This window comes from Stenotrophomonas sp. GW821-FHT02D01 (assembly GCF_059421765.1).
In genome coordinates, this window is record NZ_JBWKVP010000013.1 from 23,594 (window position 1) to 48,697 (window position 25,104).

The following is a 25,104-nucleotide window of genomic DNA, read 5'->3' on the forward strand; positions in this document are numbered from 1 at the left end:
CCGGCGAACCCCGGTCAACGCGGATGGATCCAGCGGAATGTCAGGTTGATGCGTTCGCCCTGCACCCGCGCCATCTTCGGCAGCGCATGCTGGTAGTGGCGCTGGGTGGCGCCGCCCATCAGCAGCAGGTCGCCATGACCGAGCAGGAATTCCGCCTTGCGCGTGGTGTCATCGCGGCGGCGCAGCAGGAACCGCCGCGCTGCGCCGAGGCTCAACGAAGCGATCAGCGGCGCCGGCCCCAGCTCGGGCTCGTCATCGCTGTGCCAGCCCATGTAGTCGGTGCCGCCGCGATAGCGGTTGAGCAGTACGCTGTTGAACTCGCCCGTGCCCTGTTCCTGCAGGCGCATGCGCAGTTCCTGCAGCAACGGTGACCACGGATGCGGGATGAACTCGGCGCCTGAATAGCGGTAACGCGCCTGCGGATCACCGATCCAGCAGCTCAAGCGAGGCGAATCCACCCAATTGCCGAACATGCGGATGCGGTGGATTTCCCACGGGATTTCGGCTTGCAGCGCCTGCTGCAGGGCATCAGCCTGCCCATCAGGCAACCAGCCTGGCAAATGGCGGACATCAGCGTCGGAAATGTCGGTCGGGAACAGCATCGACCAACGCTAGCACGGCATGTTTGCCGCCGTGGCCGCCAACCCCGAAAATGGGGGCATGACCGATGCTCTCAATGTGATGCCGAGTTTCCGTTCCCCCTTACCGGAACGCGTCCGATGACCAACACCCGCTTGCGTCAGGTGCTGTTCCCGCTGCTGCGTGCAGCTTTCCGGGCGCTGCCGCTGTCGGAGGGGCAGCGCGACCGTCTGCGCACGCGCTGGCTGGCCCGTCATGGCGACTGGGTGCCGCCGCCGCCGAAAGGACAGCAGGACGCCAGCGGACCGCGCCCCAGTGCCCAATTGCGGTGGCGCGCCGACGAGCCAGCGATCGGCCACGTCCCCTGGCGCGAAGGCATCCTGCCCTCGCCACTGCCCGCTACCCTGGTGGCGTTCTACCTGCCGCAGTTCCACACGTTCCCGGAGAACGATGCCTGGTGGGGCAAGGGCTTTACAGAATGGCGCAATGTCACCCGTGCCCTGCCGCAGTTCGAAGGCCACGTGCAGCCACGCCTGCCTGCCGACCTCGGCTTCTACGACCTGCGCAATCCGCAAGTGATGCGTGACCAGGCGCGTTTGGCTGCGGAGTATGGCATCGGCGCGTTCTGCTTCTACTACTACTGGTTCAGCGGCCGCACGCTGATGGAAGACCCGCTGCGCCAGTGGCTGGACGACGACAGCATCGACCTGCCGTTCTGCCTGTGCTGGGCCAACGAGAACTGGGCGCGGCGCTGGGACGGGCGCGACGATGACATCCTGATCGGCCAGCAGCACAGCGCCGAAGACGATCTGGCCTTCATCGCCCACATCGCGCCCTATCTGCGCGACCGGCGCGCGTTGAAGGTCGATGGCCTGCCGATGCTGCTGGTCTACCGTCCCCATCTGCTGCCCGATGCACGTGCCACCGCCGACCGTTGGCGCCGCTGGTGTCGCGACAATGGCGTGGGCGAGATCCATCTGGCCTACGTTCAAGGCTTTGAACGGCCTGACCCACGTGACATCGGATTCGACGCAGCAGTCGAGTTCCCTCCGAACATGAGCAACCCTTCCTCGCTGTCGGCGCGGCAGTGGCTGCTCAATCCCGATTTCAATGGTGATGTCCGCGACTGGCGTGAACTCGCTGCCGAGATCAGTACGCGCCCGTTGCCGGACTATCCGTTGTATCCCGGCGTGAACCCTGGCTGGGACAACGAAGCGCGTCGCTCCGGCCGCGGACGGGTGTACCTGCATGCCTCGCCGCGCGGCTACCGCGACTGGCTGCGCACCACAGTGCATCAGCGACTGTCGGCAGTACCGGCAGAGCAACGCCTGGTCTTCATCAACGCCTGGAACGAATGGGCCGAAGGGGCAGTGCTCGAGCCAGACGCGCGGCTGGGGCATGCATGGCTGCAGGCGACGCGCGAGGCCTTGTCCCCGGCCCCACCGCCAGGTCAGGCGCGTGCCTGCTTGATGGTCCTGCTTGACGATCCCGATGCGATCGCCGCGGTGCTCACTGCTGCGGGCGACCTCGGGGTGCAGTATCGCTTGTTCGTGCCTGCCGCCCTGCGCCCGCGGAACGCACCCGCCGAGGTCATCGGCCATGCCGGCAATGCGCTGACCAGCCTGCTTCAACTACTGCAGGAGCATTCCTCGGAGGGCGCTCTGCTGGCATGCTGGCTGGACATGCGCGGGAACACCGTCCCGCAGCACATACCGACAGCGGGCGCGATAAAAAAGGTGCTTGAGGAATTCACGCAACGGCCGTCGCTGGGGATGATGCCAATAGCCGCGCCGGAACGCACCGATGTCTGCAGCAGCCATCTTCGCTGGGCGACCCGCCTGGGACTGGCTCAGCGCCCGATGCCACGAATCGTCCGCGCTGCCTGGCTGCGAACAGAAGCCCTCAGACCTCTGTTGGATGCGCATCTCCATCCCAGCGAACTCAACGCAATGGATGCGTCCGGAGCGCTTGCCCAGCTGCTGCCGGACATCGTGATCAACGCAGGCTACGTTATCGCGGCAGCGCAGGACCAGCACTGATGCTGGCCCTGCGGGGCACGGGACCGATGCCCGTCAGCGGAACGCGACGCCGGTCTTTTCCTTCAACTCATCCTCGCCCACACCCGCGGCGGTCTCCACCAGCACCAGACCGTCATCGGTCACATCGAACACCGCCAGGTCGGTGATGATGCGGTCGACCACGCCCACACCGGTCAGCGGCAGCGTGCATTCGGCCAGGATCTTGTGCTCGCCGTTCTTGGCGGTGTGCTCCATCAGCACCACCACGCGCTGCACGCCGGCCACCAGGTCCATCGCACCGCCCATGCCCTTGACCATCTTGCCGGGCACCATCCAGTTGGCCAGGTCGCCCTTGTCCGTCACCTGCATCGCACCGAGGATGGCCAGGTTGACGTGGCCACCGCGGATCATCGCAAAGCTGTCATGGCTGCCGAAGTAGCTGGCGCCCGCACGTGCGGTGACGGTCTGCTTGCCGGCATTGATCAGGTCGGCGTCCACCTCGGCCTCGGTGGGGAACGGACCGATGCCCAACAGGCCGTTTTCCGACTGCAGCCACACGTCCACGCCTTCGGGAATGTGGTTGGCCACCAGCGTCGGCAGGCCGATGCCCAGGTTCACGTAGGCGCCATCGGTCAGTTCACGCGCAGCGCGCGCCGCCATCTCATCGCGGGTCCATGCCATGTCAGTTGCCCTCCGCACAGATGGTGCGCTGTTCGATACGTTTTTCAGGGGTGGGGTTGTGCACGATGCGGTGCACGTAGATGCCCGGCAGGTGCACCTGGTCCGGATCGATGCTGCCGACCGGCACCACCTCCTCCACTTCCACGATGCAGACCTTGCCGGCCATCGCACAGGCCGGGTTGAAGTTGCGCGCGGTCTTGCGGAACACCAGGTTGCCGGCCTCGTCGGCCTTCCAGGCCTTGACCAGGGCAACGTCGGCGCGCAGCGCGGTTTCCATCACGTAGTGCTTGCCATCGAACTCACGGGTTTCCTTGCCCTCGGCGACCACGGTGCCGTAGCCGGTGGCGGTGAAGAACGCCGGGATACCCGCCCCGCCGGCACGCAGGCGCTCGGCCAGGGTGCCCTGCGGATTGAATTCCAGCTCCAGCTCGCCGGCCAGGAACTGCCGTTCGAATTCCTTGTTCTCGCCCACGTATGACGAAATCATCTTGCTGATCTGCCGGGTTTCCAGCAGCTGGCCCAGGCCGAAGCCATCGACGCCGGCGTTGTTGGAGATCACGGTCAGGCCCTTGGCGCCACTGTCGCGCAACGCGGCGATCAGTGCCTCGGGAATGCCGCACAGGCCGAAGCCCCCCACGGCCAGGGTCTGGCCATCGGCGACCACACCCTGCAGGGCCTGCGCCGCAGAGGCGAAACGCTTGCTGCGCGTGCCGCTGGAAGTTGATTGCTGCATCTATACTGCCCTACCCGGTGAGAATGCCGCCATTCTAGCGGCACACTCGAAGCCGGCTGGGATGCGCCGCAGCATGAACCGGCATGCCGGGCTGCCAATCCGTAGAATGTTCGCTTTCCCGCTTGCGGTGCCCTTGGCAACGCGTGCTGTAGATGGAGAGGACAGGACGACGCATGGCCGAAGTATTCACCGGAGGGGAACTGTCCCGCTGGCTGGATGCCGGGACGCTGGAAAAGGGCAACCACCACGTGTCGGCAGTGCGCGAGCTGGGCTACCGGTCACCGCTGCTGACCGCCCAGGTCGAGGGCTGGCAGGTAGCGATCGACTTGGATGCCAGCGCCCGCACCCCGCACAGCCCCCTGCAGAGTCGCTGCACCTGTCCGGCTGGCACGCACTGCGAGCATGTCGCCGCCGTGTTGCTGGCCGCACTGCGGAACTCACTGGAGGGTGAACCGGGTTCGCTGCGTGCGGCCGCCGATCCGATACTGCCTACCCTGCAGATCCAGGCGATGACGCCGATCCTGCATCTGCACAGCATGGAATACCGACCTGCCTGGCTCACCGATCGTGACCCCTCGCAATGGCTCGACGTCGCCACCGTCGCGTTCGAGTACGACGAGCACGTGCGTTTTCTCGACGACCCCTCGCTGTTCGTGCACGACGCCGAGGGCCAGCTCTACCTGCTGCCGCGTGACCTGGCCGGGGAGGCACGGCGCGAGGCTGAACTGCACAGCGTCCACCTGCACCGCGAGCGGCAACCGCGCATCGTGCTGGACGGCGGCGGCCCGTTGTTCGAGCTGCGCAGTTTCGACTGGACCCGCTTCCTGCTGGAGGACGTGCTGCGGCTGGAAGCACTGGGCTGGAAGATCGAAACTGACGATGCCTTCCGCCATCGCATCACCCGGGTGGAGGAGATCGACCTGGATGTCCGGTCTGTGCCCACCGACAGCAACGAGCTCGACCTGGCCCTGACCATCGACGTCGATGGCCGCAGCATTGCGCTGGTTCCGCTGCTGCAGGGTGTGCTGCAGTCCGATCCGCGCTGGCTGCGCGGCCAGCTGGACGCGATTGGCGATGACGAGAACGTATTGCTGACGACGGCAGACAATGAACGTCTTGCCCTGCGGGCAGCCCGGCTGAAGCCGGTGATCGCGCTGCTTGCGGATCTGTTCGGCGACCGCGGGCAACCGCTGCGCCTGCAGGCGCATGATCGCGGACGCCTGCAGGCACTGCAGGAAGCTGCGCAGTTGCGGCTGCACAGCAGCAACGATACCCGTGCACGCGTGCAGCGCCTGCTGGACGCACCGGCGATGACCGCTGTCCCAGCGCCCCAGGGTTTGCGCGCGACGCTGCGCAGCTACCAGCTTGAAGGCCTGTCCTGGCTGCAGTACCTGCGCCAGCAGGGCCTGGGCGGCGTGCTGGCCGATGACATGGGCCTGGGCAAGACACTGCAGACCCTGGCCCATCTGCTGCTTGAAAAGCAGAGTGGCCGCCTGGACAAACCGGCGCTGGTGGTCGTGCCAACCTCATTGCTGCACAACTGGCAGAGCGAAGCGGCGCGCTTCACCCCGGATCTGCGTGTACTGACCCTGCACGGCCCCGCACGTGACACGCATTTCGACGCCATTGCCGCCCATGACCTGATACTGACTACCTATCCCCTGCTGTGGCGCGACGAACCGGCGCTGCAGGCGCATTCCTACCATCTGCTGATCCTGGATGAGGCACAGCAGGTGAAGAATCCCAGGTCGCGCGCGGCGGCCACGCTGCGCACGCTGCAGGCGCGTCATCGCCTGTGCCTGACCGGCACCCCGCTGGAGAACCATCTGGGCGAGCTGTGGACGCAGTTCGACTTCCTGCTGCCCGGCCTGCTCGGCAGCGAAAAACAGTTCAACCAGCACTGGCGCCATCCCATCGAACGCGGCAGCGACCAGCGGCGTGCTCAGCTGCTGGCCCAGCGGCTGCGACCTTTCATCCTGCGCCGGCGCAAGGACCAGGTCGCTTCCGAGCTTCCACCAAAGACGGTCATCACCCGCACGGTGGCGATGGAAGGCGCCCAGCGCGATCTCTACGAAACCGTGCGTGCGGCAATGGAAAAGCAGGTCCGCGATGCGATCAACGGCAGCGGACTGGCGCGCAATCACATCGTGGTACTGGACGCGTTGCTGAAGTTGCGCCAGGTCTGCTGCGATCCGCGTCTGCTGCCAGGCGAGACACCCGCTCGCGCTGCCGGTTCGGCCAAGCTGGACCTGCTGCGCGAGATGCTGCCGTCCATGGTCGAAGAAGGAAGGCGCATCCTGCTGTTCTCGCAGTTCACCGGCATGCTGGCCCTGATTGCTCAGGCATTGGATGCATTGGGCCTGGCCTACGTGACCCTGACCGGCGACACCCAGAACCGGGTCACGCCGGTGCAGCGCTTCATGCAGGGCGAGGTTCCGGTGTTCCTGATCAGCCTGAAGGCCGGTGGCGTAGGCCTGAACCTGACCGCCGCCGACACCGTCATCCACTTCGATCCCTGGTGGAACCCGGCCGCCGAGAACCAGGCCACCGACCGTGCCCATCGCATCGGCCAGGACCAGCCGGTGTTTGTCTACAAGCTGATCACCGCCGGCAGCGTCGAGGAACGGATCGCCGAGCTGCAGCAGCGCAAGGCCGACTTGGCCGACGCGATCCTGGAGGGCGGTGGTGGCACAGGCCCACGTTTCGACGCAGCCGATCTGGAGGCGTTGCTGTCTCCGCTGCCCGGCGCGCCAGGTAAACGCACCGCTGGCAGGCGCAGGGCCAGCCGGACCTGACACCGGCGGTCAGCCGCCGTTGGGCCTGTGGAAACGATTCCCACACGGCGCTGGGATTACACTAGCCAGCTGATCTGACAAAGGATTCCACCATGCCCCTGCCCGCCTTCAAGGCCTATGACATCCGCGGCCGCGTGCCGGAAGAACTGAACGAAGACCTTGCCCGCCGTATCGGTGTGGCCCTGGCTGATCAGTTGTCGCCAGGCCCGGTGGTGCTGGGGCACGACGTGCGCCTGACCAGCGCAGCGCTGCAGGATGCGTTGGCGGCAGGTCTGCGCGGTACCGGCCGCGAAGTAATCGACATCGGCCTGTGTGGCACCGAAGAGGTCTACTTCCAGACCGACCATCTGCGTGCGGCCGGTGGGGTCATGGTGACCGCCAGCCACAACCCGATGGACTACAACGGCATGAAGCTGGTCAAGGAGAATGCCCGGCCGATCAGCTCCGATACCGGCCTGTTCGCGATCTCCGATGCGGTGGCTGCCGATACCGCGCCGGCCAGGCCTGCCAGCGCCGGGCAGATCGCCCAGCACGACAAGAGCGCTTATGTCGACCACCTGCTGTCCTATGTCAACGCCGGCAAGCTCAAGCCGCTGAAGCTGGTGGTCAACGCCGGCAACGGCGGCGCCGGCGCCATCGTCGACCTGCTGGCACCGCACCTGCCGTTCGAGTTCATCCGCATCTGCCACGAACCCGACGGCAACTTCCCCAACGGTATCCCCAACCCGCTGCTGCCGGAAAACCGTGCCGCCACCGCCGAGGCAGTGCGCCAGCACGGCGCCGATTTCGGCATCGCCTGGGATGGTGACTTCGATCGCTGCTTCTTCTTCGACCACACCGGCCGCTTCATCGAGGGCTATTATCTGGTCGGCCTGCTGGCCAAGGCCGCGCTGGACCGCAACCCGGGCGGCAAGATCGTGCACGACCCGCGCCTGGTCTGGAACACCGTGGAGATGGTCGAGCAGGCCGGTGGCGTGCCGGTGCTGTGCAAGAGCGGCCATGCCTTCATCAAGGAAAAGATGCGCGCCGAGGACGCCGTGTACGGCGGCGAGATGAGCGCCCACCACTACTTCCGCGAGTTCGCCTATGCCGATTCGGGCATGATCCCGTGGCTGCTGATCGCCCAGCTGATCTCTGAAAGCGGCCGCTCGCTGGCCGACTGGGTCGAAGACCGCATGGCCGCCTATCCGTGCAGCGGCGAAATCAACTTCAAGGTCAGCGATGCGAAGGCGTCCGTGGCCCGCGTGATGGAACACTTCGCCGCGCAGTCGCCGGCGCTGGACCATACCGATGGCATCAGTGCCGACTTCGGCGACTGGCGCTTCAACCTGCGCAGTTCCAACACCGAGCCGCTGCTGCGCTTGAACGTTGAATCGCGTGGGGACGCCGCTCTCATGCAGGCGCGTACCGACGAAATTTCCTGCCTGCTGCAGAAATAATCAAAGGAAGATCATGAGTAACATCCAGCCCGTTATCTTGTCCGGCGGTTCCGGCACCCGCCTGTGGCCGCTCTCGCGCGAGGCCTATCCCAAGCAGTTTCTGCCACTGGCTGGTGAGGAAACAATGCTGCAGGCGACCTGGCAGCGCGTGGCGCCCATCGCCGCACGTGGGCCGCTGGTGATCGCCAACGAGGAACATCGCTTCGTTGCCGCCGAACAGCTGCAGCAGGTTGGCGCCGAGCCGGCCGCGATCATCCTTGAGCCGGTCGGCCGCAATACGGCACCGGCAATCGCGGTGGCCGCGCTGGAAGCGACCCGCGATGGCAGCGATGCGTTGCTGCTGGTGCTGCCCTCCGATCACGTAATCTCCGATGAAGCGGCGTTCCGCACGGCAGTACAGGCAGCTGCCGGCGCTGCGGAAGCTGGCAAGCTGGTCACCTTCGGCATCGTGCCGACCGGTCCGGAAACCGGCTATGGCTACATCAAGGCCGCCGATGGCCAGGGTGCGCGCGCGGTCGAACGGTTCGTCGAGAAACCCGATCTGGACACCGCGACCGGTTACGTTGCCAGTGGGCAGTACTACTGGAACAGCGGCATGTTCCTGTTCAAGGCCTCGCGCTACCTTCAGGAGTTGGAACGTCTGCAGCCGGCCATGTTGGCTGCCTGCCGCGCCGCCTGGCAGAGCGCACGCCGGGATGCCGATTTCACCCGGCTGGACAAGGACGCGTTCACCGCAGTGCCCTCCGATTCGATCGATTACGCGGTGATGGAAAAGACTGCCGACGCGGTGGTGGTGCCCCTGGATGCCGGCTGGAACGATGTTGGCTCATGGACCGCACTGCGCGATGTATCGCAGCAGGACGGCGACGGCAATGCCCACCAGGGCGATGTGATCGCCATCGACTGCCGCAATACCTATGCCTATGCACAGCGCCTTGTCGCCCTGGTCGGCCTGGACGACGTGATCGTGGTCGAGACCGATGACGCGGTATTGGTAGGCAAGGGCGACCGCATGCAGGAGGTCAAGACCGTGGTAGCGCAGTTGAAGGCCGGCGGCCGCAGCGAGGCGACCTGGCATCGCAAGGTCTATCGCCCATGGGGCGCCTACGATTCGATCGACAATGGCGAGCGTTTCCAAGTCAAGCGCATCACCGTCAAGCCGGGCGGCACGCTGAGCCTGCAGATGCATCATCACCGTGCCGAGCACTGGATCGTGGTCAGCGGCACTGCTGAAGTCACCCGCGGTGACGAGGTAATCCTGCTGAGCGAAAACCAGAGCACCTACATCCCGCTGGGCGTGACCCATCGTCTGCGCAACCCGGGCAAGCTGCCGCTGGAGCTGATTGAAGTGCAGTCGGGCAGTTACCTCGGCGAGGACGATATCGTTCGATTCGAGGATACCTACGGGCGGAGTTGACCCGACGCCCTGCGGTGGGTGCCGACCGTTGGTTGGGGCCGGCGCCCACCGTTGGTCGGGGTGGGTGCCGACCGTTGGTCGGCACATCGCCTACCGGGTCAGGCAATCTCAGCCATGACCCGCTTCAGGCCGTCCTGCCACGTCGGCACTTCGATGCCGAAATCCTGCTGCAGCTTGCGGTTGTCGAGCACCGACCATGCGGGACGCTTGGCCGGGGTCGGGTATTCGGAACTGGGGATGGCTTCAACCGACGGCACCTTGTCCAGCACGCCCGTCGCCAACGCTTCAGCGAAAATCGCTTCGGCAAAGCCATGCCAGCTGGTCTGCCCCGACGCCGTCAGGTGCCACGTCCCCGACAGCGCGCCCGGATGCTGCAGCGCCTGCACGGTGACATCAGCGATCAATGCCGCCGGCGTCGGCGTGCCGATCTGGTCGGCCACCACACGCAGCTGATCGCGCTCAGCGCCCACCCGCAGCATCGTGCGCAGGAAGTTTGCGCCGTGCGAGGCATACACCCACGCCGTGCGGAAGATCAGATGACGGCCGCCGGCAGCGCGTACAGCGTCCTCGCCATCACGCTTGCTGGTGCCGTACACGCCCAGCGGCGCGGTCGGTTCGTCCTCGCGGTAAGGCGCACTGCCCTGACCATCGAACACGTAGTCGGTGGAGTAATGCACGAACGGCACGCCATGGGCGGCACACCAGCGCGCGACCACGCCCGGCGCCTGTGCGTTGGCAGCAAACGCAGCCTCCGCATCCTGCTCTGCACGATCCACTGCCGTGTAGGCCGCTGCGTTGACCACCACCGATGGCTGCAGGCGATCGAGCAGCGCCGGAAGGCTCTCAGGCTGGCCGAAATCAGCCATCTCGCAGGTGCTGCCATCGGGCAACGTGCCGCTGCGGGTGGTCGCAACCACCGTACCCAACGGGGCCAGTGCGCGCAGCAGTTCCTGGCCGAGCTGGCCGTTGCCGCCGAACAGCAGCACGGTCACGGCACGTAGACCGGCAGGCGGTCCTCGGCGATGTCCTTCAGGAACGGCGCGTTCTCGTCCTTGGCCGACAGCGTCGGTGCGCTGACCGGCCAATCCACGGCGATGCCAGCGTCGTTCCAGCGCACGCCGGCATCGAAGTCCTTCAGATAGACCTCGGTGCAGAGATAGCTGAACACCGCGCGCTCGGACAGCACTGCAAAGCCGTGCGCGAAGCCTTCCGGAATCCAGAACTGCTTCTTGTTCTCCGCACTCAGTACCACCGCTTCCCATTGGCCGAAAGTCGGCGAGCCGCGACGGATGTCGACTGCCACGTCATACACCTCGCCTTCCAGCACGCTGACCAGCTTGCCCTGCGGGCGCGGCCACTGGTAATGCAGGCCCCGCAGCACACCCTTGGCAGAAGTGGAGACGTTACTCTGCACAAAGCGATCGGGCAGACCCTGCGCGGCAAAACGCTCGGCGTTCCAGGTCTCGAAGAAATAGCCTCGGGCATCGCCGAAAACTGCCGGCTCGATCACCCTGCAGCCGGGCAGCCTGGTTTCAATCACTTTCACGGAACAACTCCACGCAATGCGAGCTTGTGCAGGTACTGGCCGTACTCATTCTTGATCAACGGCGCGGCAAGTGCTTCCAACTGCGTGGCGTCGATCCAGCCTTTTCCGAAAGCAATTTCTTCCGGGCAGCAGACCTGCAGGCCCTGCCGGGTCTGAATGGTCTCGATGAAGTTCGACGCTTCCAGCAATGACTGGTGTGTGCCGGTATCGAGCCAAGCGTAACCGCGGCCAAGCGGCTCCAGATGCAGACGACCCTCGCGCAGGTAGCGCTGGTTCAGATCGGTGATTTCCAGTTCGCCGCGTGGCGAAGGCTTCAGATCGGCAGCGTAATCACTGGCATTGCCATCGTAGAAGTACAGCCCGGTCACAGCGTAATTCGAACGCGGGTTTTCCGGTTTCTCGACCAGATTGATGACCCTGCCGCTCTTGTCGAACTCGGCCACACCATAGCGCTTGGGATCATTGACCCAGTAGCCGAACACCGTCGCGCCATCAGTGCGCACATCGGCGCGTCGCAGGGTTTCGCTCAGTCCATGCCCATGGAAAATGTTGTCACCCAGCACCAGGCAGCTCGGCCTGCCCGCCAGATAGTCGCGACCGATCAGATAAGCCTGCGCAAGCCCATCAGGGCTCGGTTGCACGGCGTACTGGATGTCCATGCCCCACTGCGAGCCATCGCCCAGCAACTGCTGGAACAACGCCTGTTCGTGCGGGGTGTTGATGATCAGCACTTCACGGATGCCCGCCAGCATCAGCACACTGAGCGGGTAATAGATCATCGGCTTGTCATACACCGGCAGCAGCTGCTTGCTGACGCCCTTGGTGATCGGATACAGCCGGGTGCCGGAGCCGCCGGCGAGGATGATGCCCTTGCGCTGGGTCATGTCGTCTCCTGGGTTCAGGCCGCGTTGCCGATGCGCTGCAGGCGGTAGCTGCCGTCAAGCACGCCATTCACCCATTCCTGGTTGTCCAGGTACCAGTCGACCGTGAAGCCGACGCCCTGCTCGAAGGTGTACTTCGGCTCCCAGCCCAGCTGGTCCTTCAACTTGCTGGCATCGATCGCGTAGCGGCGGTCATGCCCCGGACGGTCGGCGACGTAGGTGATCTGGCTGCTGCGCGGCTGGCCATCCTCACGCGGGCGGCGGGCATCGAGCAGCGCGCAGATCGCGTGCACCACTTCGATGTTCTCCTTCTCCGAGTTGCCGCCCACGTTGTAGGTCTCGCCCACCTGGCCCTTGGCCAGTACGGTGCGGATCGCCTCGCAGTGGTCGGACACGAACAGCCAGTCGCGCACCTGCTTGCCATCGCCGTACACCGGCAGCGGCTCACCGGCCAGCGCCTTGGCGATCACCAGCGGGATCAACTTCTCGGGGAAGTGGTACGGACCGTAGTTGTTGGAACAGTTGGTGGTCAGCACCGGCAGCCCGTAGGTGTGGTGGAACGCGCGCACCAAGTGATCCGAGGCGGCCTTGGACGCCGAGTACGGCGAATTCGGCGCATACGGCGTGGTTTCGCTGAACTTTCCGGTCTCACCCAGCGTGCCGTACACCTCGTCGGTGGACACGTGCAGGAAGCGGAAGGCCGCGCCCTGCTCGGCAGGCAGCGCCTTCCAATAATCACGCACGGCCTCGAGCAGGCCGAGGGTACCGACGACATTGGTCTGGATGAACGCGCCCGGGCCGTCGATGGAACGGTCCACATGGCTTTCGGCGGCGAAGTTCAAGACCGCCTCGGGTCGGTGTTCCGCCAGCAGGCGGGCCACCAAGGCACGGTCGCCGATGTCACCTTGTACAAACACGTGATCGGAGCGGTGAGCCAAGCTGGATAGCGTGTTCAGGTTGCCGGCGTAGGTCAGCGCATCGAGATTCACGACCTTGATGCCACGCGCCACGGCTTCCAGAACGAAATTTCCGCCAATGAATCCGGCTCCGCCGGTGACAAGCCAAGTGCGCACTACCTGTACTCCTGGTGGGCTGGGGGTTGGGAAACGCCTGCGGTGCTGCGCTCAGGGGAACGCAGGGCACCAAGCATTGGCCCGGGCAAGCGTAGCGTGCCCGCAGCCGCAATGATGAACAGAGCCCCCGGGAGAAGCGGCAGAAGGTAGCGTCCCTGCCCCTCGAACAACAGGATCGAAAGCAGGCCCAGGCCAAGCGTGGCCACCGCCAGCCAGTGAACGGTTTGCCAGTTACGCAGGTGCATGCACATGCGCAACAGCGCAATCGCCGCCCATGCCGCCAGCACAAGATTCAATGTCCCCGTTAACCTGCCCAACCAGACCGGAGCACCGCCCTTTTCCAGGAACGGCCAGTGCATGAGGCTGCCGGCATCGAATGATCCACGCAAGCGCAACAGCGCCAGCTGCAGAAAGCGGCCAGGGTGTTGGGCAATCCAATTGCGGCCGATGCCCGCGCCAATCACGTCGGCCGCAGGCGTCCAGTGGCGCAGCTTCCAGTCCTCGCTATCGCCGGCGAAGAATTCATGGGGAAACCCGGCATCAGCGAACCGAGCCTGGTCGGCAGCCGGCAACGGCACGTCCCTCAACGGCATCCATCCGCCATGCGTATTGGCATCGTTGTTGTTGACCATCAAAACGTACCCGCTGTTCGCGCTGACTGGCACCAACTGGCCGAAAATCAGTGCGTTGCGCAACGTCCATGGGCCAAGCACAAGTAAGAAGCCGAACAGCATCATGCCAATCCGTCGCCAGGTGGAGCTGTGGATGCCATCGCGCAGGAGCATAGCCAGGGCCACCGCTCCCGGCAGGGGCAGCATCTGTGGCCGGTTCAAAGCGGTAAGCGCCAGCACCGCTCCCATCAACAGGAGACGGCCCGGAAAGCGTGCAACCGCCAGTGCCATGCCGAGCACGGCGAGGAACAGTGCTAGCGATTCGGTGCCAAGTACATTGCAGTAGGCCACCAGCGCTGGATGGAATGACAGCGCTGCCAACGAGATGAGCTGCCAGGCCGGACGCAGTTGCAAGCGCGCACCCATCCAGATCCACGATGCCAGTGTACCGGCACACAACAGGAGGTTCAGGAGCTTGCCCGCGCCCACGCTCACCCCTGTCAGCATGAACCAGATCCCAAGTACCCCCGGGTACAACGGTGGCTGGGATACATATGGGACATCTGAAATCCGAAATCCCCCGCCGCTGGCAACGCTGCTGGCAACCTCCAGATATCGGCCGAAATCGGCAACCGGCTGCAACGGGATCCATTGCACGAACAGCACGCGCACGGCCATACCAGCAAGGGCAATCGCCAGCAGCAACCGATATGGAGAGAGCAAGGTGGATGTGGGCATGCGGAGGGACAGTGGAACCGGTCGCTAGAGTAGCTACTCGCGCGACCTGGATACAGGACGGCGTTACACCATACGCATTCGCACGGTCCCCAAAGGCCAGTTAGAATCGGGGTCCCACCCCCGAACCGGTTGCTAGCTCAGGACCGGACGTTCTCCCTGTTACTGAAGGACCCCGTACCAGATGAAAATCCTCGTCGCGTACAAGCGCGTGGTGGACTACAACGTCCGCATTCAGGTCAAGCCGGACGGTTCCGGCGTGGTCACCGACGGCGTCAAGCTGTCCCCCAACCCTTTCGATGAGATCGCCCTGGAAGAGGCCCTGCGCCTGCGTGACAAGGGCATCGCCAGCGAGGTCGTGGTAGCAACCATCGCCCCGGCCGACGCCCAAGCGCACCTGCGCAACGGCCTGGCCATGGGTGCCAATCGCGCCATTCATGTGGTCACCGACCAGGCCATCCAGCCGCTGACCGCTGCCCGTACCCTGCTCAAGCTGGTCGAAAAGGAACAGCCGGATCTGGTGATCCTCGGCAAGCAGGCCATCGACGACGACGCCAACCAAACCGGCCAGATGCTGGCCACGCTCTGGGGCCGTCCGCAGGCGACCTTCGCCAGCAAGCTGGACATTGTTGATGGCAAGGCCACGGTGACCCGTGAAGTCGACGCCGGCCTGGAAACGCTGGAAGTGGACCTGCCGGCCGTGGTCACCACAGACCTGCGCCTGAACGAGCCGCGCTTCATCAAGCTGCCCGACATCATGAAGGCCAAGGCCAAGCCCTTGGAGACCCTGCAGCTGGCTGACCTCGGCGTTGAAGCCGCCGATACCTTCAAGACCACCCAGTACGCCGCGCCGTCCAAGCGCAGCAAGGGTGTGATGGTCAAGGACGCGGCCGAACTGGTTGCCGCACTCAAGCAGAAGGGGTTGCTGTAATGAGCAAGATTCTCGTCATCGCCGAGCACCACGACGGCAAGCTCAACGCCGCTACCGCCAAGACCGTCAGCGCTGCTGCAGCCATTTCCGGCGCCAGCATCGACGTGCTGGTGCTGGCCGCCGACCCGACCGCCGTTGCGGCTGAAGCGGCCAAGATCGCCGGCGTCGCCAAGGTCCTGACCGTGGCCAATGCCGCCAACGCGCAGGCGCTGGCCCAGGTACTGGCCCCGCAGATCGCGCAGCTGGCCAAGGGCTACACCCACGTGTTCGGCCCGTCGACCACCTTCGGCAAGGACCTGATGCCGTGCGTGGCCGCCCTGCTCGGTGTCAACCAGGTTTCGGACCTGATGGCCGTCGAAGGCAGCCACAGCTTCAAGCGCCCGATCTACGCCGGCAATGCGATCATCACCGTCGAAGTGCCAGCCGACCAGATCGTGGTCGCCACCGTACGTGCCGCATCGTGGCCGGAAGCCGCCCAGGGCGGCAGTGCCTCTGTTGAAGCGGCCAGCGTCGACGCTGCCCTCCCCACCCACACCCGCTTCGTCGGCCTTGCCGCCGGCGCCAGCGACCGCCCGGACCTGCAGAGCGCCAAGCGCGTGGTCTCCGGTGGCCGTGGCGTCGGTTCGGAAGAGAACTTCAAGGTCATCTTCCAGCTGGCCGACAAGCTTGGCGCCGCCGTCGGTGCCTCGCGCGCAGCAGTCGATGCCGGCTACGTGCCCAGCGACCTGCAGGTCGGCCAGACCGGCAAGATCATTTCGCCGGAACTGTATGTGGCCGTGGGCATCAGTGGTGCCATCCAGCACCTGACCGGCATCAAGGATGCCGGCACGATCGTGGCGATCAACAAGGATGCGGATTCGCCGATCTTCGAGATTGCCGATATCGGTCTGGTGGGGGATCTATTTGCGATCCTGCCAGAGCTTGAAAAAGCGCTGTAAGTCGAAATCCGCGTAGCAGCTCGCAGGGTGGGCGGACATTGCTCACCCTGCCATTCGTCAAAATGTGTCGGCGTATTGCAACAGGCCTTTTGTGCTGTCTTGATTCTGTAGCATTCCCCCTCCCATCGCTCCAACTGGAGGGAGAGAATGCAGATGGCGATGAAATGCCTGCTTTTTACGGCATGGATCGGAATGCTCGCTTTGCTTGCGCGACATTGCACACATGGACGGCGATGGAAGCTGCTGGTCACTGCGCTCTGCGGAGCGCTGCTGGCGATCTGGCTTTTCATCGATGCACTCAGTGGCAACGGCATCGATTACGCCGTGATCTATCATTTGCGCGCAGGCATGCGCGGCGCAGGAGCCGCTGATTTCAGCTTGCCCATCGTTCTGCTTTCGACAGCACTGATGGCATGCCTGGTCCTCGCTTTCATGCCCCGCCTGCATTCGGCACGAAGGTGGGCCCCCGCCGGTCCTCTGTTCGCGGTCTCTCTACTGGCGACACTGGTTTTCAATCCGATCGTCTACGACGTCGCGACACTGGTGCGCCAGGATCGGCAGGCACGTCTTGCGCCGGCACAAGGGGACCAGTACGTACGTCCCGACGGTCCCCTCGGGAATCACCGCAATGTGGTGATTCTCTACGCCGAAAGCTTCGAGCGCACCTACCTCGATGAGTCGCGATTCCCTGGACTGACGCCAGAGTTGAACAAGCTACGCAGCGAGGCCGTGGATTTCCTGCACGTGGACTCGCGCGAAGGTGGCACGTGGACGATCGCCGGCATGGTCAGTTCTCTGTGCGGCGTCCCCCTTTCCCTCAGCCAGGATGCCAATGGCTATGCAAGCATCGGCCGCTTCCTGCCTGGCGCGTACTGCCTGACCGATCACCTGCGCGAGCGCGGATACGACGTCGAGTTCATCGGAGGCGCCGCTTCTGATTTCGCTGGAAAGGGACAGTTCCTCGCCAGCCACGGCTTCGGCACGGTACGCGATCGCTCCTATTTCAAGAGCCTGAAGCTGGGCGACAACCGCTTCTCGCCATGGGGCGTCCACGATGATGTCCTGTTGGATGCGCTCTGGGACCGCTTCGCTGCGCTCTCGCAGCGGACCACACCTTTCGCGCTCGTCGGCCTGACTCTGGATACACATCATCCAAGCGGACATATCCCCCATGCCTGCCTCGATGTCGCCTATGAAGGACTTGGCCAGCGCAGGCCGATGCTCGACGCAATCCATTGCTCGGACCGACTGGTTGCTGATTTCGTACGCCGCATCCGCACCAGTCCCTACGCTCGCAATACAATCATTGTTGTTGCATCGGACCATCTGGCTCTGCCCAACGACATTGCCGACCTGCTGCGCGATGCTGATCGCAGCAACCTTCTTCTCATGTTCGGCAGCGACCTGCGCGCGAGGCAGGTTGATCGACCAGCAACCACTCTCGATACGGGTGCCTCACTGCTTGATGCCCTGCAAGGGGGAGTGGCGCTCGGATTTGGCCGCTCACAGCTTTCCGTGAAAGGCGCAGGCACTTCATTGAGTGTCCGACCCGGTCGAGAACCAGATGCCAGCGAGGACCACCTACCAGGTTTCATGGCCTATTCCAGCTCGCTATGGGAACTGGGCCGGATCGACGATCATCTGCAGTTGGTGGATGGTGTCATTCAGTTGGGTAAGCAGACCCTGAATCCGCCCTTGGCCATCGCTGCCGATGACCGCGGCCGAATTGCCCAGTTGGGCACGAACGGCATCCGCTCGGGCCACCTTCTGGCCGAAGGTGATTCCCAGCAGGTCCTCTACATTGATCGTTGCTTTGCGTTCGACGAACGACAGCCCGCCGATGAGTGGTGCCTGTGGGGGACTGCTGCCGGAAAGGCTCGCGTGGTGTCACAACAATCGCTCAAGGCAGGCGCGTTGGTGCCGGAACTCCTGCAGGCTGCACGCGAAGCGCCCCCGGCACCTCAGCTGCGCAACGATTTCATCATCCGCAACCACTTCGATGCGAGCAATACGATCGTCGGAGAGGCGATGGATGGAAAGCTGTTCTCGCAGGGCGCCGAAGGGACCTTGGCCTATGGCGCCTACCAGGATCTGTGCGCAGGGAACTATACCCTCAGCCTGCAGGGCGTGGCCCACCCCGCCAACGGTGCCTGGGCGGACATCGTTGCCAGTTACGGGGCACAGACCTACGATCGCCATGCGCTTCTGGACACGGCCGATGGACTTGACGGGACGATGCTGGAAGCCAGGTATGTATTCCCTGATGACCTGCCTCTGGCTGAAGTCCGTGTCGGCGTATCGCCAGACGCTGCGGTGCGACTGGATGGCTATACCTTGTTGCCCGCCTACGAGGCACTGCCTGCAGGATCGTCAGTGGATTTCAGCGCCGATGCCAGCAATCGTTTCATTTCCTGTGGCTGGCACGGTCCATCTCCCCAAGGGCGCAGCGTTCGTGGCGCGGCCGCCTCGCTCCGCCTGCGCCTGCCATCCGAGCCCGCCCGGCTGCAGGCAATCCTTTCACTGTCGGCGCAGTCACCTCGCGAGATCACGGTGCTGGCCAATGACGCCCCGCTCGGCTTGCTTCAGATCGAGGCAGGGACGCGTGAATACCCCATCGACCTGGCAGGCCTGTCCAGCGCCGCTGGCGGACAGCTCACCTTGACGCTGGTGCCTGGACAAACGACCTGCGCTACGGCGGGCTGCGAGCTGATTACCCTGCACCGTCTGCGCTTGGCCGCTGCTGCGACGGCTCAACCGGCCGCTCCAGCCTGTCCTGGGATGCGCTGCCTTCACGCCCCCGGGCCGGTACCTGAATCTGTCGGAATGTAACTCCCCCTCGTATACTCCCCGCACTATTGGATGAGGGGAACTGCGGCACATGTCGCATCACAATGATGTACCGGCCGGATCCGGTGAGTTGACGCCGGGAGCAGCCCTGTGCGTCGATCTGGACGGGACGCTGCTGCGTAGCGACCTGCTGTACGAATCACTGTTGGCCCTGCTGGCGCGCAACCCGCTGTTTGCTTTGCTGGTACCGTTCTGGCTGCTGCGCGGCAAGGCCTATGTGAAGCGCCAGCTCGCTTCCCGGGTGACCTTGCAGGTTGAAACGCTGCCATACGATGAGCGTGTCGTGGCCATGCTGCGCGCGACACCGCAGCGTCCGCGTGTCCTGTGCACCGCCTCGGACCGGCTGCTGGTCCAGCCGATCGCCGATCATCTCGGCGTTTTTGACGAGGTCATCGCCAGCGATGGTGCCCGCAATCTGGCCGGGCACGCCAAGGCTGAAGCCCTCGTCGAGCGCTATGGGGAACGGGGTTTCGACTACCTTGGCAACCACCGCGTTGACCTGCCGGTCTGGAAGCACGCCGCAGGTGCCATCGTCGTCAACGCCTCCGAATCGCTGGCAAACCAGGCCAGCGCGCAAACCCGGTTGATCGATCACCTGCCGGGACAGCCCGGAGGACTCCGCACCTGGATCAAGGCCCTGCGGCTGTACCAGTGGCTGAAGAACCTTCTGGTACTGGTTCCACTGCTTACCGCGCACCGCCTGTTCGAACCAGAAGCCGTGGTAAACGCGGCGCTCGCCTTCCTTGCATTCGGCCTGTGCGCATCCGGCGTTTACCTGCTGAACGACCTGCTGGACCTGGCACCAGACCGGCAGCATCCACGAAAGCGGAAGCGACCATTCGCGGCCGGGACCTTACCCCTGTTTCATGGCCTGGTCGCCACCCCCCTGTTGACACTGGCCGGCTTCGCACTGGCGCTGTGGACAAGTCCTGCGTTTGCGCTGGTCCTGCTGATCTACTTCATCACGACCCTGGCCTATTCGTTCACGCTCAAGCGCATCGTGATGATAGATGTCGTGGTGTTGGCTGCGCTTTACACCGTGCGGATCATCGGCGGCGCTTTTGCAATCGATTCGCCACGGTCATTCTGGCTGCTCGCGTTCTCGATGTTCATTTTCCTCAGTCTTGCCCTTCTCAAGCGCTATACCGAACTAACTGCGGCTGCAACGCAGGGAAAGCAGAAAGCCTCCGGTCGCGGATACTCCGTGGCCGATCTGCCGCTGGTGCAGTCATTCGGAACAGCTGCGGGCTACATCGGCGTTCTGGTCTTCGCCCTCTACATCAACAGCCCTGACAGCCTCAGACTGTACGCCACGCCCCAAGTGCTCTGGCTGCTCTGTCCTGTGCTGCTGTACTGGATCAGCCGTGCCTGGTTTGTCGCCCACCGGGGCGACATGCATGATGATCCCATCGTGTTCGCAGCGCGCGACCGCGTCAGTCAGGGCGTCGGCCTCGCCGGGCTGATCATCGTAATGGCGGCGACACGCCACTGGTAATGCCTCCTCATCATTCCAAAGTTGATCGCATGTATCTCAAATTCATCCCACTCATTCTGTTCTCCGTAGCCCTCAATGCGAGTGCGCAGCTTTTCCTTCGCAAAGGCATGCCGAATGTTTCGCTGGTGACCAACCAGGGCGTGCTTGAGCTCGCACAGGGCGCCATCCGCATTGTCTTCAATCCGTGGGTGTTCAGCGGACTGTCGTGCTATGCGATCAGCATCGTGCTCTGGATGTACGTCCTCTCCAAAGTCCAGGTGAGTTTCGCGTATCCCTTCCTGAGCGTGGGATATGTAATTGTCGTTGGTGCTGCATATCTGTTCTTCCGTGAACCGGTCAGCGTAATGAAGCTGGCTGGAATCGCGCTGATCTGTGCTGGCGTCGTTCTCGTCGCGCGTGGGGGTTGAGCCGTGACCAAGCATATTGTCATTGGTGGCTCGGGCTTCACCGGATCGCATCTCGTCCGGACCCTCCTTGCACAGGGCCAGCAAGTTCAGACCGTTGACCTGCTGCCTCTCCCTGCAGAATTTTCAGGGAGGGTCGTCCATCACCAACTGGATATTCTGGATACTGCGGCGCTGTCGCGCGTGCCATTGGATGAAGGTGATGTCGTCCACCATCTTGCGGCAAGGCAATTCCATAACGCCGTGCCGGCAAAAGAGCAGGACGCCTGGTTCGCCGAGGTCAACGTTACCGGTACAGCCAATGTACTGAAGTGGATGCGCAAACTGCGCCAGCCGCGCTTGATCTATACCAGCACGGACATGGTGTACGGGCTACCGGAATCGCTGCCTGTACCTCCAACGCACCGACGCAACCCGTTGGGTCCGTATGGGCGCAGCAAGGCGGCGTCGGAACAGCTGTGCGAACAAGCACGAACCGAGGGCTACCTGATTACCGTCCTGCGTCCACGCATGATTGTGGGCCCCGGACGCTTTGGCATCCTGATCAAGCTGTTCCGGCTGATGGACCTTGGCCTTCCCGTGCCAACCATCGGCAGTGGCCGGAACCGCTACCAGATGATCGCCGTGGAGGATGTCGTCAGCGCAATTCTTGCTGCGGTCGAGAAGGGATTCCCCGCCGTCGCACTGAGCTTGGGATCGGGCGATGCACCGCCAGTTCGCCAGTTGCTGCGCAATACGATCAAGCGCATCGGCTCGCGCTCGGTTGTAGTGCCAGTACCCGCCAAGCCGTTGAAGATGGCCCTGTCGTTGCTGGAAAAGCTAGGCAAACCATTGCTGCATCGGGAGCAGTATCAGATTGCCGACATCAATTACGTGGTCGACATTGCACCTACCGAGCACCTTCTGGGCTGGCACCCGAGCCGGAACGACGAGGACATGCTTGTCGCAGCCTACGAGCACTACCGCCAGCAACGTTGAGTAGCCTGATGAATGAAATGTTGATGGTCTCCGGGCGCCACCCCGCAGTTGCGCCATTGCAGAGTGCTGCGCCGCGCCGCGTGGCCGCAGCCCTGATCGTGCTGGTACTACTGATGGTGACGGGAAAGGCGCTCAGCACCTACCTGGGGCTGCCATACGCCTGGATCGTGCTGCCCTTCGCTGTCGGAGCCCTGCTCGTGCAGCAGGCCGGCATCCGGAACTGGGCACTGCCTGCGGTGCTTGCTGTGGCCTTGGTGGCACTTGCAGCCTGGACGGGCAATCAATTCCAGGATGCCACCTGGGATGGGAACATGTATCACAAGCCAGCCACTGTGGCATTGCACGAGGGCTGGAACCCTTGGAGCGCACCTGAGTTCATCGATTGGGCGCGGACCCGGGACGAACCGTACTACGCTGGCAGCATCTGGGAAGGCAACGACAACAACAAATGGGTCAGTCACTACCCCAACCTGTCCTGGCTGTTTGGCGCTGCTTTGATGGACACAGGCTTCGGGTGGGAATCGGGCAAGGCCTTGGGCATGGTACTGGCCATCGCGTTGTTCCTGTATGCGATCTCCGTATTGACGCCAGTGCTGGGCCAGCGTCGGCGGGCGGTTGTGGGAGCGATACTGCTGACGATCGCACCTACGCTGATGGCACAGGCGGCGACCAACTACGTGGATGGCGCGACCTATGCCGCAGTTGCTCTATGCGTGCTGGCTTGCTTGGATGAGCAGCGGGGACCCACCGGCAACATCATCGCATGGGGCAGCCTGATCGTTCTGGCTGGACTGAAATTCACCGGAGCTCTTTATGGGGTGCTGTTGGCTCTCCCCTTCCTGTTTCTGCGCAGGCCCAAGTGGAAAGAAATCCTCGGATGGGCAATGCTGGGCGCGTTCGTTCTCTCTCATCCCTACCTGAACCATCTCGTCTCGGGCCTGCCCATCGCCTATCCGGTCACGGGCAACAACAAGGTGATGGAGAATCAGGCCGAGCCCAGCATGCTCGAGGGAAATCGCGCGGTAACGCTGGCGCGCTCGCTGTTCGCCCACACCTCCAACACTTTTACGCACCCGGGCCTGAAGCTGCCGGGTGAGGTTGGCCCTGGCGAGGTCGATGCCGCCGGCATTCCCGACACCCGTTATGCTGGTTTTGGACCACTGTTCTCCTTGGCATTCTGCATCGCCGCACTGGCCATCCTGGTTGCCACGATCAAGCCTCGCGAGCGCACTGATCAACCCACTCGTCTTCTCCTGGCGCTGATCGGATACCTGATGCTGCTGACCTTGGTGCACGCCGCACCTTGGTGGGCTCGTTACGTACCGTTCCTTTACATTGTGGTGGTACTTGCACTGCTTGGCAGTTGGAGGTCGCCATCCTTGCCGGCACGCTGCCTGTCCATTGCCGGGATGCTGGTGTTGGTGGCCAATATCGGGCTTGTCAGCCAAGGCGTGCATCGCTATACGCACCAGGCTGCTGTGGAATCTGCCGCCGACGTGGACGCGGTAGTGAACCAGCACTGGCGCGCTGACAGTACGCTGATTGTTCAGGCGCCTCAGTTCGTTGGTTTTTCAGCGGTCTATCACTTCAGCGAAGTAATGAAGATCGGCCGCGTCCAGTATCAGTATGTGCCCTTGGGTTCGGACAACTGTGGCAGCGATGCCGATCGGGGCTACTGGATTCGCTTGGTGCGGGTCTGCCAGCACACTCCATGAGCCGGATCCAAACCGGCTCACGCATCCAGCATTTGCCGTAGGCGCTCGCGGAACCGCCCGGCGTCGTAACGTTGGCGAAGATAAGCTGCTGCCCCTGACGCTGCCGCCACCCAGGCAGCGTCATCCTCTACCAGTTGTTGGATAGCGGAAACGATCACCTGCGGATCATCGCTGACGGGCAGGAAGGCTTCCAGGCCATCCAGTCCCTGGGCACCAGCGGTCGACATCACGCAGGGAACTCCCTTGCCTATCGCTTCGAGAACTTTGCCCTTGACCCCCCCGCCGAAACGCAGCGGTGCGATCACTACACGGGCGTGGCCATAGCACGCATCCAGGGCTGCATCGTCAACGCGTCCCAGAATGCGGACCTGCGTCGTGGGCGACGGCACGTAAGCCTCCATTCCGGAGCCCACGATGGTCAGCGTGCGTTGTCCCGCGTGCAGCTTCAGCTTGGGCTGCACCTCCCTCAGGAACCAATCCAGGCCATCCACGTTCGGCGCGTGTGCGTAGCTGCCAACAAACAGAAGTCCCTGCCGACCACTGGGCGCCGCAACGCAGACGTCACCATCCAGAGTCCACAGCGGGAACATTTCAGCATTACCGGCCAGTGCGTGCGCACGACGGAATGCATTTACCTCGTCCGCTTCCTCCTGCGAGGGATAAAGCACCACATCAACGTACTGCCACAAGCGTCGCTCGACCCTGCTCATCACCCACCGCTGCCAGAGCAGGCCCCGGCTCGAGATGGCGCCGATGCGCCGCATCGCCTGCAGGCGGCGGAAATGAATGTCATGACCGTAGTAGATGCAGGGGCCAGACAGGCTGCGGCGTATGACCGGCAGATACATGGCGGCGATCAAGGGTCGACTCAATACAGTGCCAGCCAGGTTCCAGGCACGACCGGGACCACGCAACCATTCTTCCAGCGGCCCCGTTTCGCTGCGGCAGGAGGCATGGATACCGGCACGGTGCAGCGTCGCTCTTCCCGCAGCAGATGGCGTGGTCGATGCTGCCCAGAACACAAGCTCGAATCCGGCCTCACCCAGGAGCTTGGCGAACGACAGAATCGCTCGCGAGCCCGCATCACGGTCGATCTCGGGAAAGTCATGGTCCACCAGCAGAACAGCGCGACGCCCGCCCTGTACAGAGGGCGCAGGCTGTTCGGTCGCTGCTTCGGGTGATCGACTGCGATCGAACCAGCGGCTATAGAACTGTGGAACAACCGCCAGCAGTGCTTCCAGCACATGGTGCCTGGCCCTGGAAAGCGGTGCCAACCAGCGACGCATGC

Annotated in this window: 20 protein-coding genes; 11 read left to right on the top strand and 9 right to left on the bottom strand. The window is 63.7% G+C overall.

Going from position 1 to position 25,104, the window contains the following annotated elements:
* Window positions 1–14: 14 nt before the first annotated feature.
* Entirely contained in the window at window positions 15–602 is a 588-nt protein-coding gene (locus AC07UW_RS18595; protein WP_495212624.1) for an alpha-ketoglutarate-dependent dioxygenase AlkB family protein, read from the bottom strand.
* Between the two features lie 117 nt (window positions 603–719).
* Here AC07UW_RS18595 and AC07UW_RS18600 point away from each other — a divergent pair, with 117 nt between their 5' ends.
* Complete coding sequence (locus tag AC07UW_RS18600; RefSeq protein WP_495212625.1) at window positions 720–2,618, top strand: glycoside hydrolase family 99-like domain-containing protein; 1,899 nt, start codon at window positions 720–722, stop codon at window positions 2,616–2,618.
* 33 nt (window positions 2,619–2,651) lie between these two features.
* On the opposite strand, the gene AC07UW_RS18605 is transcribed toward AC07UW_RS18600, so the two are convergent.
* Both AC07UW_RS18605 and AC07UW_RS18610 read right to left on the bottom strand, forming a co-directional pair.
* Entirely contained in the window at window positions 2,652–3,278 is a 627-nt protein-coding gene (locus tag AC07UW_RS18605; protein WP_363729709.1) for a CoA transferase subunit B, read from the bottom strand.
* A gap of 1 nt (window position 3,279) precedes the next feature.
* On the bottom strand, window positions 3,280–4,011 hold the full coding sequence (locus AC07UW_RS18610) for a CoA transferase subunit A (protein WP_495212626.1): 732 nt from the start codon (window positions 4,009–4,011) through the stop codon (window positions 3,280–3,282).
* A 173-nt stretch (window positions 4,012–4,184) separates the two neighbouring features.
* Between AC07UW_RS18610 and AC07UW_RS18615 the strand changes: the two genes are divergently transcribed.
* From AC07UW_RS18615 to AC07UW_RS18625, 3 genes are all read left to right on the top strand, one after another.
* A complete protein-coding gene (locus AC07UW_RS18615; protein WP_495212627.1) occupies window positions 4,185–6,806 on the top strand; it encodes a DEAD/DEAH box helicase in 2,622 nt (873 codons plus the stop codon).
* Between the two features lie 92 nt (window positions 6,807–6,898).
* A complete protein-coding gene (locus AC07UW_RS18620) occupies window positions 6,899–8,245 on the top strand; it encodes a phosphohexomutase domain-containing protein (protein WP_495212628.1) in 1,347 nt (448 codons plus the stop codon).
* A gap of 13 nt (window positions 8,246–8,258) precedes the next feature.
* Window positions 8,259–9,662, top strand: coding sequence for a mannose-1-phosphate guanylyltransferase/mannose-6-phosphate isomerase (locus tag AC07UW_RS18625; protein ID WP_363729699.1), 1,404 nt, complete (start codon window positions 8,259–8,261; stop codon window positions 9,660–9,662).
* Between the two features lie 98 nt (window positions 9,663–9,760).
* Here AC07UW_RS18625 and rfbD read toward each other — a convergent pair whose 3' ends face one another.
* From rfbD to AC07UW_RS18650, 5 genes are read right to left on the bottom strand one after another with little or no spacing between them, the layout of a single operon-like run.
* Window positions 9,761–10,654, bottom strand: coding sequence for a dTDP-4-dehydrorhamnose reductase (gene rfbD, locus AC07UW_RS18630; protein ID WP_312106445.1), 894 nt, complete (start codon window positions 10,652–10,654; stop codon window positions 9,761–9,763).
* The gene (gene rfbC, locus AC07UW_RS18635) at window positions 10,651–11,208 is read right to left on the bottom strand and encodes a dTDP-4-dehydrorhamnose 3,5-epimerase (RefSeq protein WP_312106443.1); all 558 of its coding nucleotides are present in this window, start codon (window positions 11,206–11,208) and stop codon (window positions 10,651–10,653) included. The genes rfbD and rfbC overlap by 4 nt, the downstream gene beginning before the upstream one ends.
* Window positions 11,205–12,092 (bottom strand): glucose-1-phosphate thymidylyltransferase RfbA, encoded by an 888-nt coding sequence (gene rfbA, locus AC07UW_RS18640; RefSeq protein ID WP_312106441.1) that lies wholly within the window; start codon window positions 12,090–12,092, stop codon window positions 11,205–11,207. Before rfbA ends, rfbC begins: the two co-directional genes overlap by 4 nt.
* A gap of 14 nt (window positions 12,093–12,106) precedes the next feature.
* Window positions 12,107–13,162, bottom strand: coding sequence for a dTDP-glucose 4,6-dehydratase (rfbB, locus tag AC07UW_RS18645; protein ID WP_495212629.1), 1,056 nt, complete (start codon window positions 13,160–13,162; stop codon window positions 12,107–12,109).
* Window positions 13,162–14,511 carry an ArnT family glycosyltransferase gene (locus AC07UW_RS18650; RefSeq protein ID WP_495212630.1) on the bottom strand — a complete coding sequence of 450 codons (1,350 nt, stop codon included), beginning with the start codon at window positions 14,509–14,511 and terminating at the stop codon, window positions 13,162–13,164. Before AC07UW_RS18650 ends, rfbB begins: the two co-directional genes overlap by 1 nt.
* A 181-nt stretch (window positions 14,512–14,692) precedes the next feature.
* Between AC07UW_RS18650 and AC07UW_RS18655 the strand changes: the two genes are divergently transcribed.
* The 7 genes from AC07UW_RS18655 (at window position 14,693) to AC07UW_RS18685 (ending at window position 23,816) form a co-directional block, all read left to right on the top strand.
* A complete protein-coding gene (locus AC07UW_RS18655) occupies window positions 14,693–15,439 on the top strand; it encodes an electron transfer flavoprotein subunit beta/FixA family protein (protein ID WP_223494161.1) in 747 nt (248 codons plus the stop codon).
* Window positions 15,439–16,377, top strand: a complete 939-nt coding sequence (locus tag AC07UW_RS18660; RefSeq protein ID WP_495212631.1) for an electron transfer flavoprotein subunit alpha/FixB family protein — start codon at window positions 15,439–15,441, stop codon at window positions 16,375–16,377. Before AC07UW_RS18655 ends, AC07UW_RS18660 begins: the two co-directional genes overlap by 1 nt.
* A 147-nt stretch (window positions 16,378–16,524) precedes the next feature.
* Window positions 16,525–19,206, top strand: coding sequence for a sulfatase-like hydrolase/transferase (locus AC07UW_RS18665; RefSeq protein WP_495212632.1), 2,682 nt, complete (start codon window positions 16,525–16,527; stop codon window positions 19,204–19,206).
* A gap of 106 nt (window positions 19,207–19,312) precedes the next feature.
* Window positions 19,313–20,719 (top strand): UbiA family prenyltransferase, encoded by a 1,407-nt coding sequence (locus AC07UW_RS18670; protein ID WP_070471756.1) that lies wholly within the window; start codon window positions 19,313–19,315, stop codon window positions 20,717–20,719.
* 29 nt (window positions 20,720–20,748) lie between these two features.
* Window positions 20,749–21,126 (top strand): SMR family transporter, encoded by a 378-nt coding sequence (locus AC07UW_RS18675; RefSeq protein WP_014035892.1) that lies wholly within the window; start codon window positions 20,749–20,751, stop codon window positions 21,124–21,126.
* 3 nt (window positions 21,127–21,129) lie between these two features.
* Window positions 21,130–22,101, top strand: coding sequence for an NAD-dependent epimerase/dehydratase family protein (locus tag AC07UW_RS18680; RefSeq protein WP_495212633.1), 972 nt, complete (start codon window positions 21,130–21,132; stop codon window positions 22,099–22,101).
* Between the two features lie 8 nt (window positions 22,102–22,109).
* Entirely contained in the window at window positions 22,110–23,816 is a 1,707-nt protein-coding gene (locus AC07UW_RS18685; RefSeq protein ID WP_495212634.1) for a glycosyltransferase family protein, read from the top strand.
* 17 nt (window positions 23,817–23,833) lie between these two features.
* On the opposite strand, the gene AC07UW_RS18690 is transcribed toward AC07UW_RS18685, so the two are convergent.
* Window positions 23,834–25,102, bottom strand: coding sequence for a glycosyltransferase (locus AC07UW_RS18690; protein WP_495212635.1), 1,269 nt, complete (start codon window positions 25,100–25,102; stop codon window positions 23,834–23,836).
* Window positions 25,103–25,104: the final 2 nt, after the last annotated feature.

Coding starts and splice junctions, on each gene's coding strand:
- AC07UW_RS18685 (WP_495212634.1), top strand. CDS start 22,110: ATGAATGAAATGTTGATGGTCTCCGGGCGCCACCCCGCAGTTGCGCCA.
- AC07UW_RS18655 (WP_223494161.1), top strand. CDS start 14,693: ATGAAAATCCTCGTCGCGTACAAGCGCGTGGTGGACTACAACGTCCGC.
- AC07UW_RS18600 (WP_495212625.1), top strand. CDS start 720: ATGACCAACACCCGCTTGCGTCAGGTGCTGTTCCCGCTGCTGCGTGCA.
- AC07UW_RS18625 (WP_363729699.1), top strand. CDS start 8,259: ATGAGTAACATCCAGCCCGTTATCTTGTCCGGCGGTTCCGGCACCCGC.
- AC07UW_RS18650 (WP_495212630.1), bottom strand. CDS start 14,511: ATGCCCACATCCACCTTGCTCTCTCCATATCGGTTGCTGCTGGCGATT.
- AC07UW_RS18675 (WP_014035892.1), top strand. CDS start 20,749: ATGTATCTCAAATTCATCCCACTCATTCTGTTCTCCGTAGCCCTCAAT.
- AC07UW_RS18660 (WP_495212631.1), top strand. CDS start 15,439: ATGAGCAAGATTCTCGTCATCGCCGAGCACCACGACGGCAAGCTCAAC.
- rfbA (WP_312106441.1), bottom strand. CDS start 12,092: ATGACCCAGCGCAAGGGCATCATCCTCGCCGGCGGCTCCGGCACCCGG.
- AC07UW_RS18615 (WP_495212627.1), top strand. CDS start 4,185: ATGGCCGAAGTATTCACCGGAGGGGAACTGTCCCGCTGGCTGGATGCC.
- AC07UW_RS18690 (WP_495212635.1), bottom strand. CDS start 25,102: ATGCGTCGCTGGTTGGCACCGCTTTCCAGGGCCAGGCACCATGTGCTG.
- AC07UW_RS18620 (WP_495212628.1), top strand. CDS start 6,899: ATGCCCCTGCCCGCCTTCAAGGCCTATGACATCCGCGGCCGCGTGCCG.
- AC07UW_RS18595 (WP_495212624.1), bottom strand. CDS start 602: ATGCTGTTCCCGACCGACATTTCCGACGCTGATGTCCGCCATTTGCCA.
- AC07UW_RS18665 (WP_495212632.1), top strand. CDS start 16,525: ATGCAGATGGCGATGAAATGCCTGCTTTTTACGGCATGGATCGGAATG.
- AC07UW_RS18605 (WP_363729709.1), bottom strand. CDS start 3,278: ATGGCATGGACCCGCGATGAGATGGCGGCGCGCGCTGCGCGTGAACTG.
- AC07UW_RS18610 (WP_495212626.1), bottom strand. CDS start 4,011: ATGCAGCAATCAACTTCCAGCGGCACGCGCAGCAAGCGTTTCGCCTCT.